Below are 15,501 nucleotides of genomic sequence, written 5' to 3'. Positions count from 1 at the left end.
CATGTATGTGTTAGGAATTGAATCCACCTGCGACGAAACCGCCGCCGCTATCGTGGAAGATGGGCGCAAGGTAATCTCCAACGTAATCGCCACCAGCGTCAAGGAACAGGCCCTGTATGGCGGCGTGGTGCCCGAAATCGCCAGCCGCCGCCATGCGGAGTCCATCAGCGCGGTGGTAGATAAGGCTTTGGCCGACGCCGGAATGACCATGGCCGACGTGGGCGCGGTGGCCGTCACCTTTGCGCCGGGGCTCATCGGCGCGGTGCTGGTGGGGGTCAACTTTGCCAAAGGGTTGGCTTACGCGGCGGGCAAACCGCTGGTACCGGTCCACCATCTGCGGGGCCACATCGCGGCCAACTACCTGACCCACCCGGCCCTGCATCCCCCCTTCCTGTGTCTGGTGGCCAGCGGCGGCCACAGCCATATCGTGCTGGTGGAGGACTGGTGCCGCTATAAGGTGCTGGGCCGCACGGTGGACGACGCCGCCGGGGAAGCCTACGACAAAGTAGCCCGGACCTTGGGATTGTCCTATCCCGGTGGCCCCAGCGTGGCCGCTGCAGCCAAGGGCGGTGACCCCCATGCCTACAAGTTGCCGGTGCCCCACGTAGAAGGAAAATACAACGTCAGTTTCAGCGGTTTGAAAACCGCCGTCATCAACGAGGTACACAACGCCGAACAAAAAGGCGAACCCATCAACGTTGCGGATATGGCCGCCAGCTTTCAGGAGCGAATCGACCAGATTTTGGCCAAAAAGCTCCTTTCGGCAGCGGCGGACACCGGCGCCCAGACCATCTGTCTGGCGGGCGGCGTGGCGGCCAATGGACGGCTGCGCCAACTGGTCAACGACGGCGCCCAAAAGCTGGGTGCCAAGATCTATCTGCCCGAGTTGAAATACTGCGGCGACAACGGCGCTATGATTGCGGCGCAAGGCTACTACGAGTATCAGGACGGCAATGTGGCGGGCTGGACCCTCAACGGGCTGCCCACCCTGCCCATTGATTATCGGTAAAAAGCAAACTAGGAGGCGGCTTCCCAAAAGGGAGCCGCCTCCTAGTGTTATAAGCTGAATCAGCCGTTGGCAGACAAAAGTTTTGCGTCGGGCAGTTGGATGAGCCCCCAGTGCCGGGCGTTCCATTCGATGCGCTGTTTTTCCGCCACGGTATCCACCATACCGAACCGGGGGCCCGGTACGCAGTCCTCGTCGCTGTGACCGCCGCCGTCCCCGAGAGCGAACAGCGTAAAGTAGGTGTTGTACTGGGCCGGCGAAAGCATTGAGAGATCATATTCCAGCGCCAGCCGGTTTTCCCCCGTCTGCATCGCCAGGCCGTACAGGCAGGAGGTCGCCAGCGGCGCCCCTACCTCGTCCCGGACCTCAAACCGCAGGCCGATCTGATCCAGCGGCCGCTTGGCGTCAATGACCATCTCCAGCCGCACCGGCTCGCGGCGTTCCAGCGACTCGATGGAGGCTGCCGCAAACCGCACATTGCGGATGCGCAGATCATCGGCCTGACACCAGCTTTCCCGCTGGTAGTTGGTATAGTCCACAAAATTGCCGCTCTGGGCCTTGGTGGCCAGATACAGCGCAATGCCGGTATCCACATCGCCATCAAAGATGATTTTGCCTTGGTCCAGCACGATGCACCGGTCGCAGAGATCCCGGATGGTGGCCATATTGTGGCTGACGTACAAAACCGTCTTGCCGTCCCGGGTAGCTGCCTGCCGCATCTTGGTCAGGCACTTTTTCTGGAACTTCATGTCGCCTACGGCCAGCACTTCGTCCATGATCATGATTTCGCTGTCCAGATGGGCCGCCACACTGAAGGCCAGCTTGACGTACATGCCGCTGGAATACCGTTTGACCGGCGTGTCGATGAAGTCGCCTACCTCGGAAAATTCGATGATCTCGCTCATCTTGGCGTCGATCTCCGCCCGGGTCATGCCCAGAATGGCGCCGTTGAGGTAGACGTTCTCCCGTCCTGTCATTTCAGGGTGGAAGCCGGTACCCACCTCCAGCATGGAGGCCACCCGACCATAGAGGTCGATGTCCCCCTCGGTGGGGGCAGTCACGTGGGTGAGCAGTTTAAGCAGGGTACTCTTGCCCGCGCCGTTGGAACCAATGATGCCCACCGCTTCGCCTTTGCCCACCGTAAAGCTGACGCCGTTGAGCGCCATAAAGGTGGTGCCAATGAGCCGCTGGTCGGTGCCGATCAGCGTGTTGGGGTCCTCTTTGCCCCGCTTGCGCGCCCACCAGCTTTGCAGGTCACCCCGCAGCGTACCGCCGCCGATCTGGCCGATCTTATAGCGCTTCTTCACGTCCCGGACGCGGATCATGATGTTGTTGTCTTGCTGCATGATGCGCTCCTCCTTACACGGTATCCACGAAGGTCTTTTCCACCTTGCTGAACAGCGAGAGACCCAGCGCCAGCAGAACGGCGGTCCACGCCAGCGAGATGACCCACATCAGCAGGGTGACCTGTCCCGACCCGAAGAAGATATAGCGGAAGGTTTCCATCGGTGCGGTCATGGGGTTGAAAAGCATAGCCGCATAGAGCACCCGGCTCATGCCGGACACGGTGGAGAGCGGATAAACCACCGGCGTACCGTACATCCAAAGCTGCACGCCGAAACTGACTACCACCATCAGGTCACGGTAGCGGGTGGTCAGACTGGAAACAATGATGCCGCAGCCCAGCCCCAGCAACCCCACCTGCACCAGCAGCAGCACGGTAAGGGGCATCAGGGCCCAATGGGGGGACACCTGCCCCACTGCCACGTAGTAGATCAGCAGCAGGAAGAACATTACAAACTGCAGCAGGAAGTTGATCAGGGCGGACAGCATGGTGGAGATGGGCATAGTCAGCCGCGGAAAATACACCTTGCTGAAGATGGCCGAGTTGGCGGTAAACGTGGCGGAAATTTTGTTGATACAGGCCGAGAAAAAGCCCCACAGGGCGGTGCCCGCCAGATAGAACAGGCCTTGCGGCACGCCGCCGGTGGACATACCGGCGATAACGCCGAACATGACGGTATACATAGCCGCCGAGAGCAAGGGGTTGATCAGCACCCACGCCGGGCCCAACACCGTCTGTTTGTACATAATGGCGAAATCCCGCTTGACAAACAGCCAGATCAGGTCCCGGTAGCGCCACAGCTCCCCAAAGTCCACATGGGACAACCCTTTGGCGGGGCTGTAATGCACGTGGTACTGTTTTTGTGTTTGTTCCATGGTTGGCTCCTTTTGGGTAGCAGGTCACTGCCTGCTGTGCAGAAATTTGAGATAGACCGGCAGCCCCAGCCGCAGCAGCGCGGCGCGCAGCCACATGCTCTTTTGGCCGGTACGGCGGGCCAAGCGGCCATACGCCGCCGCACACCCCCGACAGGCAGTGCGGTACCGCTGCTGCTGGGCGGCGGTGGACAGGTCAAAGCGGTATTTTTCGCTAAGATTCTGGATAGCGTCATTCAGCAGGCCTTCGGCCCGCAGCATGTCACCTTTATCGGCAAAATAATCACACCACTCCAGCAAGAATTCGCTGCGGTCCAGATAGTTGCGGCTGGACCCCTGCGCCATGATGCTGCCGCTGTGCTGGATGTACCGGTACCCCGGGTAGGCCAGACAGACGATGGTATGGCATTGATGCAAAAGATGGGGCATGAGGAATTGGTCCTCATACCGCTTACCCTCCCGGAAACGCAGTTCCCGGAACAGGTCCGCTTTGATCAGTTTGCTGCACGCGATGGCGTAGTATACCTTCTGTTCCCCCAGCGCAAAGTAGCGCTGCCACACGCCGTCCTCGTCCAGCACTTCGTCCCGAAAGATGGTGAAATCCGGCTTACCCAGCGGCTGATCGTTCTCGTCCACATAGACCAGATTGATGATGACCATCTCCGCATTGTGTGCTTGCTGGGCCTCCCATGCCTGACGCAGGGTGTCGGGTTCCAGCGTGTCATCGGCATCCAGAAAGGTCACAAACTGTCCGGTGGCCACTGCTAGCCCGCTGTTGCGCGCCGCCGACAGCCCTCCGTTTTCCCGGTGGACCACCCGGATGCGGGGATCCTTGCGGGCCCATGCCTCACACAGGGCCGGGCAGCCGTCGGGGCTGCCGTCATCCACCAGCACGATCTCCAGATCCCGGAAGGTCTGGGCCACCACGCTGGCGACACAGGCATCCAGATACCGCTCCACGCGGTAAACCGGTATGATGACACTGATGGCAGGCATAGCAATTTCCTCTTTCGTCAGGATGTTCCGCCCCGGCGCAGGGCCAGCAGGCGGGTATAGGCATAAAACACCGGCAGTCCGGCCCGGAGCGCCGCGGCCCGTAACTGCAGCGAGCGCGCCCCCTTTTGGGTGGCCAATGCGTCGTAGGTATGGCAAAGTTCCGCCTTTGTGGCGTTGAACTCTTCCCGGTGGCCGGGTTTGCGCAGGTCGTAGGCGGCCTTATTGCGGTAGAGAAACAGTGCCGCATCGGTCAGGGCGCCCTCGGCCCGGTCATACCAGCCCCGGGACAGGAAATATCCGGCCCGGTGGATGTCCCCCCGGGTGACCGCCAACCGCACTTCCCGGCGGGCGGTCTCGGTGATGCTGCCGGTGTGCTGCAGCACATAGTAGCCGGTATAGGCCAGACACTGAATGCGGCGGCACCGGGCAATGAGATCGGGCAGGACGTAGTAATCCTCGTGGACCATGCCTTCGGGATAGCGTACCCCATCAAACAGCTTGGCAGCGTAGAGCCGGTGGGCTGTGCCGGTAAACTGGCTGATCCACGGGGTGTTGAAGGCATCCCAAAACTGTTCTTCGTCGAGCAGCACATCCGAAGCAAAGCACTGTTCCGGCGCATGAGGCTGCAGAGTGCCGTCCTCGAAACGGCGGCAACTGTTGCAGATAACCAGTTCCGCGCCGCTTTCTTGGGCTGCCTGATACAGGGTGGCAAACAGGTCAGGGGCGATGGTATCGTCGCTGTCCACCATGGTGATCCAATCGCCTTGGGCAGCATCCAGCCCGGCGTTGCGGGCGCCGGACGGTCCCGGTCCCGTTTTGGGCGGATGGAGCGCCCGGATGCGGGCATCCTTCCCGGCCCATCCATCGCAGAGAGCCGGACAGTTGTCGGGACTTTCATCGTCGACGAGCAGCAGCTCAAAGTCGGCAAAAGTCTGGGCTAGGATGCTCTGCACACAGGCATCCAGCGTGGCTTCGGCCTTATAGACCGGCACGATCACGGTGAGAATCGGTTTGGTTTGCGGCATAGCGGTTCCTTTACGGTGCGGCGGGCGCGTCGTCCACGCCCGGCAGATGAATCAGGCTGCCCATGTATTCGTTGGCGCTCTCGGGGTGCCAGCGGGAGATGCCGCTCTCGGTGGTGAAGGTCATCTCGCCGAATTTGATGGAACCGTCGTTGAGAGAATACAGGTCCACCCGCACCGCCGTAAAGCCCTGACTCAGTGTACGGGCCAGTTCCAGCATCTTTTCCAGATTCTGGGGCCGGGGAATGTCGGGTTGTTCCAGCGGTACATTGATGTTGAAGGGCAGCAAGTTCCAATCGGCATCATAGAAGATCATCCGTTCTTCTTTGTCGGTATACCGTTCCAGAATGTGCAGGATGATCTTGGGTTCCCCGTTAAAACAGAAAATCTTGTAGTCGTACAGGTCGCCGCCGTCGTTCTCGATGAACTTTTCCACGATGATTCGCGGTTTGATGTGGATATACTGGACATCCAGACCGCCCATCAGGTAGCAGTAGTTCAGCTTGAGCCAAGTTTCGATTTTGCGCTTGGCATCGGCTTTATCAAACTTGGATTTGTCCTGCACGGCGATGTTCCACCCGGCGCCGTGGTTGACTTTGAGCATAAACTTATCGGGCAGTTTGTCGAAGTCGATGTCGTCGAATCGATTCCAGACGCCCAACAGCGGGATCAGATACTCCTCCCCGATCTTTTCCTTGACCCACTCCCGCACGGTGTACTTGTCCACCAGCGGATAGACTTCCTCAAACCCGCCGTAGAGCTTAAGCCACTGGGTCTTTTCGCTGAAAGTTTTGGGATGTTCCAGATCCAGCGGGGTGTGGGTGTAGTTGGTTTCCAAGAACCACTTTTTCAGGGCCTCGGGGTAGTCCTTCTTTTTCAGGCAGGCCCAGTAGGCATAGTTTTTATTGGCGATCTTATGGTATTTGGCATAGATCACCAGATACCGCACACTGGTGACGGGACCGTTGTGCAAAAGATATTTCAGCGCCCGGACAGCGTTGCGGGGCAGCCAAGTAATGGCCCGCCCGATTTTGTAGGAGGAAGAGCCGTATACAGCTTCCAGCTCATGGCGCAGCAGGCGTGCCTGCTCCTCTGCGCTGAGTTCATGCATATCTTCCATGTGGTAACACTCCCCTGTTCAGGCGTTCTGTTCCTGCTTTTGGCGCGCTTCCTCCAGCAGGGCACGGACCTTCGGTTTCCAGATACAATGGCGGTAGACCTTCGCCACAAAGAACCAGACCGGATTTTCCAATTCACACCACAGTTTCGAAAGCGCCGACTCGTTGTTGTAGTTGACGATACGGCGCAGCCGACCCGCATGGTAGGTGTGGATATTCTCCATATAGGTCTGGGCTTCGGTGGTGAGCTGCGGATTTTTGCGGTCCGCAAACAGGGACTGGTATTCCCGCAGGAACCGCACCAGCCCTGCTCCGTCAAACTTGCGGGTGATGGTACGCTGTTCATATAAAATCAACGCCGTCAGAATATCGTTTTGGTAGGGACTGCGGCGATGGTAGGTGCTGCCCTCCATCTGGCGGTAGTTGAACATGCAGTCCGGCAGATAATAAATATCGCCGTAGGGCAAAAACTGGAAGGTCAGCGGGTTGTCGATGATGGGAATGCCGCTGGTATAGGGGTCAATGCCCTGCAGCCCGATGTTGCGGAACATCATAGCGTTGGTGTGTACGTACAGGAAGCTCCAATACTCCTCCGCCGTCAGGCTGCATTCCCGCAAAGGCCGCTCGATGGGCTTGGTCTCGCCGGTGCTCTCCCAATAATAGCAGCCGTTATGCCCACAGCCGATGTAGCGATGCTCGGTGTCGGCGTCCAGAATGTCCGCCTGTTTTTGCAGCTTGTGTTCGTCGGTGTAGAAGTCGTCGCCATCCAGATAGCAGACATAGGTTCCCTTGGCCTCATAAAACAGGCGTCCCCGGATGGCATTCATCCGCTGGATGCGCTCGTTGGCTTCATACTTGGCGCCGGGGATGCGATCCATCACAAAAACCCGCACCGAGTCGGGATAGTTCTGCTCCCAGACCCGCAGTTTTTCCACCGTACCGTCATCGGAACCGTCGTCGGCACAGAGGATCTCCACCGGGAAATCGGTCTTTTGCCCCACCACACTGCGCAGGGTCTCATCCACATAGGGGGCCAAATTGTAAAAGGATATCAGTACGCTGACCTTTGGCTGCGCCATCGCTCAGTCCTCCTTGTTTGGGTCGGTGATTGCACGCAGGACAGCCGGCAGGTCGTCCCAAGCGTGAAGCCCCTGCTGCTGCCAGTACCGACGGCTGCGAAAGCCGCGGTTTAGCAGATAACAGGGAATGCCTAGCTGCTGTGCCGCACGCAGGTCGGCCTCGGTGTCCCCCACCATGCAGTCGCCGGGGCAGATACGGGGCCGCAACCGTGCCGCTTTCTCGTCGGCAGCATGCCGGGGCGGCACCACCAGCAGTTCCTCCACCAGCGGCAGCAAACCGCAATCCGCCAGCGTCTTGCGCAGGGCTTGGGGGTTCTGGCGGGCCGAAACCAACACGATTTGGGCCGGCAACTGCCGCACCGCCTGCAAAAAAGGCACGGCATCCTCATAGGGGCGGTCCATGGCCAGATAGGCAGGGTCTTCGATTTGGGCCTGCCACCGGGCTGCCAGACCGGCGGCCTGTTCGGGGGAAAAGCCGGCGGTTTCCATCCACGCCCGGGTGCTGTGCCCGTCTGCTTTATAGGTCAAATAGTCCGGCGCATCCTCCGGCCACAGGCAGCCGTCCTGCTGCAGAAGGTCCTGCAGCAGGCGGGTATGACGGGCGCTGCTGTCCAGCAGGGTGCCGTCCACGTCACAATAGACTGTCACCGAACCACCACTTCCTCATAGACCCGCAGCACCGCTTTTACGGTGGGGTCTGGCTGCAGCCAGTCCGCAGGCACCGGCTGCCCGCAAACGTTGGCCCAAAAAGCTCGGACCAACTGGAACCCGGCCGCAGTGGCCAGCGCCGTGCCCGCACCAAGGCGCAGGTTGCAGTCGATGAGATTCCAATGGCCTCGATGCTGCATAAACTGGGCGCAGAAAGCCGCCGGACAAGGTACGATCTGCACCAGTTTCTGGATGGTTTCTTCAATTTCCGGCAGATGGAGCGGCACCATCTTGGTGCAAACCCCCGCCTTGGTCACCACCCGTTCCCGACAAAAGACCCGCAGCTGCCCCTGCGCATTGAAAATTTCCGCCGTGACTTCCCGGCCATCCCCGTCGCACTTTTCCTGCAACAGCTCCCCGGGTTCCAGCGTCAAAGGCTGCCCGCCCACCACGGTGCGCATGCCCTGTGAACCGCAGCCGATCTTCTTTTTAACTACATAAAGACGCCCCGGTTCGGTCTGGGCAGGGTCTACCAGCGGCGGGGTGGGCAGACCATGGGCTTGCAGAAAAGCCGCCATCTGCGCCTTGTCGCTGAGCAGTTCCGCCGTGCGGCGCACAGGCGCCGTGGAGTGTACCCCCAACGCGGTCAGGTTCGGGGCATCGTCCGCCCAGCGGAACAGATCTTGGTCGATCAACGGCACGATGGTATCGATGTGTTCTTGCCGCAAGATTTGGCAAATCGCTTCCTCGTACCCCGGTTGGGCCAAAGGCGGCACCTGATGGTAGTGTTCGGTCAGTACCGCTGCCGGAACCAGTTCCCGGGGATTGATGTCCGCTAAATGCAGGGTGATCTCATCGGCAAAATACTGCTGGGCTACCTGCGCCAGATGCCAGCCGGTGGTCACTCCGGCGGATAATAGCAATACGTTATGCACGGTCAAGCCTCCGGGGCGGATGCAACCATCCGTTTAAATTCATCGTAATCGCGGATGTAGTCGTCGGCATCGTAGTAGGAATCCGCTGCCACACACAGCACCGAATTTTCCTGCTGCCAGATCATCTCCCGCCACATGAAGTGCTCCACGATGAGGCCTTTGGCCGGATCGTTGAGCAACACTTCGGTCTTTTCATGGCCGTCGTCCAACCGGATCAGAATGCTGCCGTAGGGGCACCACAGCACCTGCCGCAGCGCCTTGTGGGCATGACCGCCCCGCTGTACCCCCTTGGGGGCACCATAGATATAGTAGATACGCTGGATGGCAAAGGGAACATCCCGCTCCCCTTCAAAGACAGAGAGTGTGCCCATCCCTTCCGCCGTAACGCTTTTCATGCTGATGGTTTGAAGTATCATCCTTTTCCGCCTTTCTTCAGGAGATGCGGACGACTGCCGTGCCGTCGATCATCGCGCAATAGTCCCCGTTGGGATAGCTGGGCATTGCCTGCACCCGGGGATCCTCCGCCCATGCATCCAGCTGGGCTTGGTCGGCCACCACATTGGCCGAACTGCCCATCACATGCTGGAACCACCACTTGATGGTACCATCGTAGGTGAGGGCCGAATTGACCTGATGCAGGTCCCCTTCCTCATACCAGCTGAAGGCCGGGTCATGGTAGGCAAACTGGGAATCGGTAAACTCGCCGGCAAACACCACCGGGGTAACGCCTTCCTCGTAACCGGGCAGCTCCTGTACTTTGGCCATAACGGCGGTGATCTGCCGGGCGGTCTGGTCATAGACCAACTTGGTATAGACATAGGCGCCGTTGGCGCAGATGGCCATTCGCAGAATCATAAACCCGCACAGCAACGCCAGCATCCAGCGGCCCAGCGGCCGGAGTTCCTGCTTGGCCTCGCTCCAGAGCAGCAGCGGCAGTGCATAGACGAGGAACAGCGCATGCTGCATAAGGATATACACATTGCCGGATGCCAGCAGATAGATCAAGTTGAGCCCCAGCGGCAGCAGAGCCACCGCCAGCAAGGTTTGCACCACGGTGCGCAGCGAACGTCCCCGCAGCCGCAGTACCAGCCCGATCAGGCTGCCCAAGAGAAGCAAGGCTGCCGCCACCCGCATGCCCCGGTCATTCCAACCAGAATACCCCAGCAGGGTGGTGAAGAAATTTTTGTACACCGCCGGGATCCCTGCCAGCAGTGCCGCAGGCCCCAGTCGAGTGAGCTGGGCCAACCCGTTGCCGGTATCGGCCAGTTGGTACCCGGTCAGCGCCAGCGATACCTTGACGGAAATCAGGTAAAGCAGCCCGCCCAGCAGCAGCGAAACCACCCCATAGACGCCGTGGAGCAGCCACGCCCGCCACGGGGTATCCTGCAAGGCCCGCCGCACCAGCAACAGCAAAAACAGCCCCAGCGCGAACTGGATGTAAGACTGGTAGAGGGCCAGACACCCACAGAAGCAGAAGGCCGCCATGACGGCCCCCCACGGTGCAGGCGCTTTTTCGACACACAGCACCCCCACGCAGGCCAAAAGCATGGCCAACAGGTAGGCGTCGGTCTCATAGGTATAGGTGGCCAGCATGGCCGTCACACTGGCACAGGCCCCCAATAGGCCGGTGAGCAGCGCAGCAGCGCCCCGGCGCAACTGCAGCAGATAGGCAATAAAGTAACCGGCCAACGCCACATACACCGTGCTGAACGCACCAATGAGCCACGGCGCCGCTACCTTGCCCCGCACCAGCGGGAAATAGAGGTTTTGCGCCCAACGCCCCAACACATACATGGTCCACTGGGCATCAAAGACCAGCACCGTGCTGTCGTGGTTGGGAAACAGGTTGGTAAAAGCAAAGCCATGGGCCAACAGCATACAGACCAGCGCCGCCAGCGACACGGTGCCCAGCAAAGGCAGGTCGACCCGTTTACGGCAGGCATAGACCCGCTGTTCCAGACTGTCCAACATCGGTTGCATGAAGAAGGTTCTCCTTTGTGTATTGTTCAGGGCTGGGACGCCGCCGCATAGATAGCCCGCAGCGTCGCCTCTTCGCCGTTGACCGGCGGCTGCCAGCTGCGCTGCGCCTTCTTGAAGGGGGCGTTCTGGGGTACGATCAACCGGCCTACCAGCCCACGTACCAACCGGCTTTTGTGCCGGTCGTTGAAGAAATAGGCGTGGGCCAGCCGGACCGTCCGGTCTTTGGGATACTGCCGGTAGAGCAGTTCCACCATGGCGCGCCACTCGGCGGCCATCCGTTGGCGGGCCGACTCGTTGGTGGAGACGCCTTCCCCATATTCATACCACGTGGTCAGACGGTCGTAGCGCCGGATGGGAATGCCCCGCACGGCAAACAGCCGCACCGAGAAATCCTCAGCCAACCGTACATGTCCGGCCAGCAGCTGCAACGCCTCCACCAGCAGGTCCCGCTCGTACACCATGCCGCAGCCGCTGATACCGTCATCGTAGAGCAGCAGATTGCGCTTGATCACGTCCGGCTGGTAGTGGGCGGGATCGTACGGGGTACGGTCAAAAGGGGTCTCCCCCGGGGCTGGGGTCGGTTCCGGTCCCGGCGTATAGTAGGCTTGTTTGGCAAACGCCACCCGGGGCGCATCGGTTTGCAGCCGTTGCAGCCACCAAGCCAGCGTGTCTTGGTCGTAGAGATAATCCCCCGGCGACAAGGTCAAAATCCAACGGGTGGATACCTTTTGCGCCGCATGGAGAATATTGCACACCGTACCGCCGTTTTGCGGCATGGCTACGGTCTGCACGGCGGTGATGCCATGCTCCGCCAGATAGACTTGGCTGTCCGCAAAAAAATTCTGCGGCGAACCATCATCGGCCAGCACCACCGCAAAATCCCGGGTAGTCTGCATCGCCAACGAGGCCAACGTCCGCCGCAGCGCCTGCGGGTCGGGCCGGTATTGGGCGACGAGCACCGTCAACAAAGTTTCCATCTCCGGCCCTCCCTCCGGTTTAGGCCATCCGGCCCATTTTTCCGCGCCAGAAATCCAGCGCACCGCGGAACGCACCATAGCTGCGTCCCTTTTTGCGACCCAACAGTTTGGTCAACGCATACCGCGCCGCGCCGGTGACCAGCGGCCCCACGGTTTTGGCCCGGCTATACAAATGGCTCTTTCCTTTGCAGGTCAGATACAGCGTATTGCGGGTGATGTAATACACGGACAACATTCCCCCAGCGCTGCCACCGGCTTTGTGCCAGATTTTGGCGTCGGGCAAAAACCACAGCGGCACCCCGGCGTCAGCCAAGCGGATGCAGTAGTCCACATCCTCGCAGTACATAAACAGCGTTTCATCAAGGAAACCCACCCGTTCGATCACGTCCCGGGGCAGCAGCACGCAGCAGAAGGTGATGAAACTCACCTGCTTTTTTTCCGCAAAAGCAGGGCCGTCTTTTTCGTGCCCGCCCAGATGCTTGACCCGCCCCGTGGCACGGTCCAATTCCCCGCCGGCAAACCAGATCTCGTCCGGCGGATCGAGGAACAGCATTTTGGGGCAGCTTACAGTGCCTTCCGGCGTTTCCAGCAGCAATGTTTCAAGAAAATCCGGGGCAGCCACCGTATCGTTATTGAGCAGCAGCACCCAGTTGCAGCCGTCGGCCAGCGCCCGACGAATGCCCACATTGTTGGCGGCGGCAAAGCCGATGTTGGCCTGCTGGGGCAAAAACACCGTGTTGGCGGGCAGGTGCGGCCGCAGCTGCTCCACCGAATCATTGGTGGAAGCATCGTCCAGCAGGATGATCTCAAAATCCCGGTAGGTCTGCTTGTCCAGACTTTCCAGACATTGGACGGTATCCTGCCAGCCATTATAGTTGGAGATGACGATCCCGACGTTTGGCATGGTTACTCCTTAAACGAATTGACAGCGTCGATGACGGCCTGCACCTGTTCCTCGGTCATGCCGTAGTACATGGGCAGGCTCAGTTCGGTGGCGGAGATTTCCTCCGCAATGGGCAACGCACCGCGGTCAAGGCCCAGTTCCCGGTAGGCCCCCTGTAGATGGATGGGGGTGGGATAATGCTTGTTGGTGCCGATACCCAAGGCGTTCAGGTGCGCTTCCAGCTCATCCCGGGCCTTGCAGCACACAGCAAAGATATGGTAGACATGCTCGCAGTTGGCAGCCACCGTGGGCAGCACCACCGCCGGGTTGGTGATTCCCGCCTGATAGCGGGCCGCAATGCGGCGGCGCTCGGCGTTCATCCGGTCCAGATGGGGCAGCTTGGCGGCCAAAAAGGCGGCTTGCAGTTCATCCAACCGGGAATTTTGTCCTTTATAGATATGATGATACTTGGCGTCACTGCCGTAGTTGCCCAGTGCCCGTACCTTTTTGGCAAGGTCGGGATCATTGGTGGTCACACAGCCTGCATCGCCCAGCGCACCGAGATTTTTGCCGGGGTAGAAACTGAACCCGGCGGCATCCCCCAGACTGCCCGCCCGGCGGCCCTGCCAGGTGGCACCGTGGGCCTGCGCCGCATCCTCGATGACCTTGAGACCGTGGGCCTTGGCGATGGTGGTGATGGCATCCATCTGGGCACACTGGCCATAGAGGTGTACGGCAATGATGGCCTTGGTGCGGGGGGTAATGGCGGCTTCGATGCGGTCGGGGTCCAGATTGTAGGTAGCCAGCAGCGGCTCCACCAGCACCGGGGTGGCCCCTGTATAACTGACGGCCAGCACCGTGGCAATAAAGGTATTGGACGGGACAATGACCTCGTCCCCGGCCCCGATGCCCATTGCTTTGAGGATCAGCACCAACGAATCCAAACCGTTGCCGCAGCCCACGCAATAGTCGGTACCGCAATACCGGGCAAAGGCTTCCTCAAAGGCTGCATCCTCGCGGCCTTCAATATACCAGCTATTTTGCAGCACCCGGTCGAAGGCTGCACGCAGAGCACCGTCCAGTTCTTTTTCCATGGGACGGAAGGAGACAAACGGCACCGAAATCGGCGAATTGGCCATAGACAGCACGCCTACTTTCACAAAAATTGGCAGGCGGGCGCACGCCGCCTACTATATCGTCTTATTATACAACGATTCGGGCGCTTTCGCAACCGTAAAAAACAGGGCGTCCCCTTGAAGGGGAACGCCCTGTTCGGCTTACTGACGGCTTTTCCGTGCCGTTTTGCGGGTGGCACATTTAGGGCCGCAGCCGCACTCGTCCACGCAGACATGGTCGGCGCAGCAGCTGCGCCCTTCCAGATACTTACAGCCCTTGTCGTCGCAGCGGACTTCTGTTTCTGCCGTGGCGGGGGCATTATCGGTCGCCACATTGCCCATGCCCTCGTTACAGCGGTAACTGGTACAAACCGCGTCCTTCTCGCCCGCATGGTGCACCTTGATGCTGCCCAGACAGCAGGCCCCCGCTTTGTTGTGGCAGCAATCGTACTGCGCACAGTCCAGATAGGTCATTGCAATCCACCTCCGTGGCTAGTGTGCCCGAAGGCAGGGTGGATATGCACCAGACGGTTCAGGGCTGACACCGTGTTTCGTCCCGCGACGGGTCGGCGGCAAGCCAAGGGTCAAGTTCCTGCCGCACCGGGTCGCTCATGGGCAACCATGCCAGATAGAAGGAAACAACGCCGGGCCCTGTCAAAAACCGGAGCCGCAGCCCCCTTTCTTCATAGTGATAGGTCACCCCCGGCAGGTCTCCCTCTGTACCAATGCACAGCTTGTGGTTTTGCCAGCTAAGGCTCAGCAAGGCCAGCGCCTCGTCGGTCTCCGGCCCACCGGTTACCGGCAGCGTCGGATCGGCAGCAAGGCGACACACCACCTCCACCGGGGCAGCGGTGCCGGGCAGCAGACAGTCCAGCCGCCAGCGCCCTTCCACCTGAAACTGTCTAGTCTGCAAGGGTAGCGCCGTACAGCAGTACGGTACCGGCCGTCCATCGGCCAGAATCTCCACCGGGCCCAACGGCGTGGATACATTTCCCTGCGCTGCCGCTTCGGGGCGCCGCGGCAGCACCGTGACGGCGGGCAGCCCCCACGCGATCACGTCGATCCGGTCACCGGCCGTCAAAAACACCAGATGGTGCAGTTCTTCCTTCGGTCCGGCAGCAGTTGTTTGCGCCCGAAACCGACGCAGATCAGCGCTGTTTTCCAGCGCATACAGCAGTCCGGTTTCTCCGTTATCCCCGCTTTGCGCTCGCCCGGGTTCAGGGCGGAAAGCCTTTTCACTATGCACCGAAAGGGACAGAAAACCGAACTCCACGGTGATGTACCACCGCACCCCTTCAAATACCAGCGTCAGCCCGCGCCGGTCCTGACGCTGGGACCGCAGTTGGTAGACATCCAGCGGGATGCGTTCCGGCATACAGCGGCGCTCATTTTCCACCACGATGCCCCCCTTCCAGAGAATCTTTCGATTCATAGTATAAATCCCCCATCGCTTTTTTGTAAAGCAACGAGAAAATCATAACCCCACGTTGAACGTGGGGTTTGCAAAACGGCCCCATAGGGGCCA

At 60.0% G+C, this 15,501-nt stretch carries 16 protein-coding genes; 1 reads left to right on the top strand and 15 read right to left on the bottom strand.

Annotation, left to right across the window (positions count from 1 at the left end; genetic code table 11):
* Position 1: 1 nt before the first annotated feature.
* Positions 2-1,009: a tRNA (adenosine(37)-N6)-threonylcarbamoyltransferase complex transferase subunit TsaD gene (gene tsaD, locus Q0526_RS01445; protein WP_298730145.1), complete on the top strand. Its 1,008-nt coding sequence runs from the start codon at positions 2-4 to the stop codon at positions 1,007-1,009.
* Between the two features lie 59 nt (positions 1,010-1,068).
* Here tsaD and Q0526_RS01440 read toward each other — a convergent pair whose 3' ends face one another.
* The 15 genes from Q0526_RS01440 to Q0526_RS01370 all read right to left on the bottom strand — a co-directional run bounded on the left by Q0526_RS01440 (position 1,069) and on the right by Q0526_RS01370 (position 15,408).
* The gene (locus tag Q0526_RS01440) at positions 1,069-2,352 is read right to left on the bottom strand and encodes an ABC transporter ATP-binding protein (protein WP_298730143.1); all 1,284 of its coding nucleotides are present in this window, start codon (positions 2,350-2,352) and stop codon (positions 1,069-1,071) included.
* A gap of 13 nt (positions 2,353-2,365) precedes the next feature.
* Positions 2,366-3,226, bottom strand: a complete 861-nt coding sequence (locus tag Q0526_RS01435; protein ID WP_298730141.1) for an ABC transporter permease — start codon at positions 3,224-3,226, stop codon at positions 2,366-2,368.
* A 24-nt stretch (positions 3,227-3,250) separates the two neighbouring features.
* Positions 3,251-4,219 carry a glycosyltransferase family 2 protein gene (locus Q0526_RS01430; RefSeq protein WP_298730139.1) on the bottom strand — a complete coding sequence of 323 codons (969 nt, stop codon included), beginning with the start codon at positions 4,217-4,219 and terminating at the stop codon, positions 3,251-3,253.
* 17 nt (positions 4,220-4,236) lie between these two features.
* On the bottom strand, positions 4,237-5,244 hold the full coding sequence (locus Q0526_RS01425) for a glycosyltransferase family 2 protein (protein ID WP_298730136.1): 1,008 nt from the start codon (positions 5,242-5,244) through the stop codon (positions 4,237-4,239).
* Between the two features lie 10 nt (positions 5,245-5,254).
* Complete coding sequence (locus Q0526_RS01420) at positions 5,255-6,361, bottom strand: ATP-grasp fold amidoligase family protein (RefSeq protein ID WP_298730134.1); 1,107 nt, start codon at positions 6,359-6,361, stop codon at positions 5,255-5,257.
* Positions 6,362-6,379: 18 nt separating this feature from the next.
* Complete coding sequence (locus Q0526_RS01415) at positions 6,380-7,438, bottom strand: glycosyltransferase family A protein (RefSeq protein WP_298730133.1); 1,059 nt, start codon at positions 7,436-7,438, stop codon at positions 6,380-6,382.
* Between the two features lie 3 nt (positions 7,439-7,441).
* Complete coding sequence (locus Q0526_RS01410; protein WP_298730131.1) at positions 7,442-8,086, bottom strand: HAD family hydrolase; 645 nt, start codon at positions 8,084-8,086, stop codon at positions 7,442-7,444.
* Complete coding sequence (locus Q0526_RS01405) at positions 8,083-9,021, bottom strand: ATP-grasp domain-containing protein (protein ID WP_298730129.1); 939 nt, start codon at positions 9,019-9,021, stop codon at positions 8,083-8,085. Before Q0526_RS01405 ends, Q0526_RS01410 begins: the two co-directional genes overlap by 4 nt.
* Before the next feature lie 2 nt (positions 9,022-9,023).
* Positions 9,024-9,437, bottom strand: coding sequence for an FdtA/QdtA family cupin domain-containing protein (locus Q0526_RS01400; RefSeq protein ID WP_298730127.1), 414 nt, complete (start codon positions 9,435-9,437; stop codon positions 9,024-9,026).
* A 16-nt stretch (positions 9,438-9,453) separates the two neighbouring features.
* Positions 9,454-11,001 (bottom strand): glucosyltransferase domain-containing protein, encoded by a 1,548-nt coding sequence (locus Q0526_RS01395; RefSeq protein ID WP_298730125.1) that lies wholly within the window; start codon positions 10,999-11,001, stop codon positions 9,454-9,456.
* 26 nt (positions 11,002-11,027) lie between these two features.
* Positions 11,028-11,978: a glycosyltransferase gene (locus Q0526_RS01390; RefSeq protein ID WP_298730123.1), complete on the bottom strand. Its 951-nt coding sequence runs from the start codon at positions 11,976-11,978 to the stop codon at positions 11,028-11,030.
* 19 nt (positions 11,979-11,997) lie between these two features.
* Entirely contained in the window at positions 11,998-12,882 is an 885-nt protein-coding gene (locus Q0526_RS01385) for a glycosyltransferase family 2 protein (protein ID WP_298730121.1), read from the bottom strand.
* 2 nt (positions 12,883-12,884) lie between these two features.
* The gene (locus tag Q0526_RS01380; RefSeq protein ID WP_298730118.1) at positions 12,885-14,000 is read right to left on the bottom strand and encodes a DegT/DnrJ/EryC1/StrS family aminotransferase; all 1,116 of its coding nucleotides are present in this window, start codon (positions 13,998-14,000) and stop codon (positions 12,885-12,887) included.
* A gap of 138 nt (positions 14,001-14,138) precedes the next feature.
* Positions 14,139-14,450 (bottom strand): hypothetical protein, encoded by a 312-nt coding sequence (locus Q0526_RS01375; protein WP_298730116.1) that lies wholly within the window; start codon positions 14,448-14,450, stop codon positions 14,139-14,141.
* A 58-nt stretch (positions 14,451-14,508) separates the two neighbouring features.
* Positions 14,509-15,408, bottom strand: a complete 900-nt coding sequence (locus tag Q0526_RS01370; protein WP_298730114.1) for a hypothetical protein — start codon at positions 15,406-15,408, stop codon at positions 14,509-14,511.
* Positions 15,409-15,501: the final 93 nt, after the last annotated feature.

This window comes from uncultured Subdoligranulum sp. (genome assembly GCF_937890665.1).
This window is presented reverse-complemented; position numbering and strand designations above follow the sequence as displayed.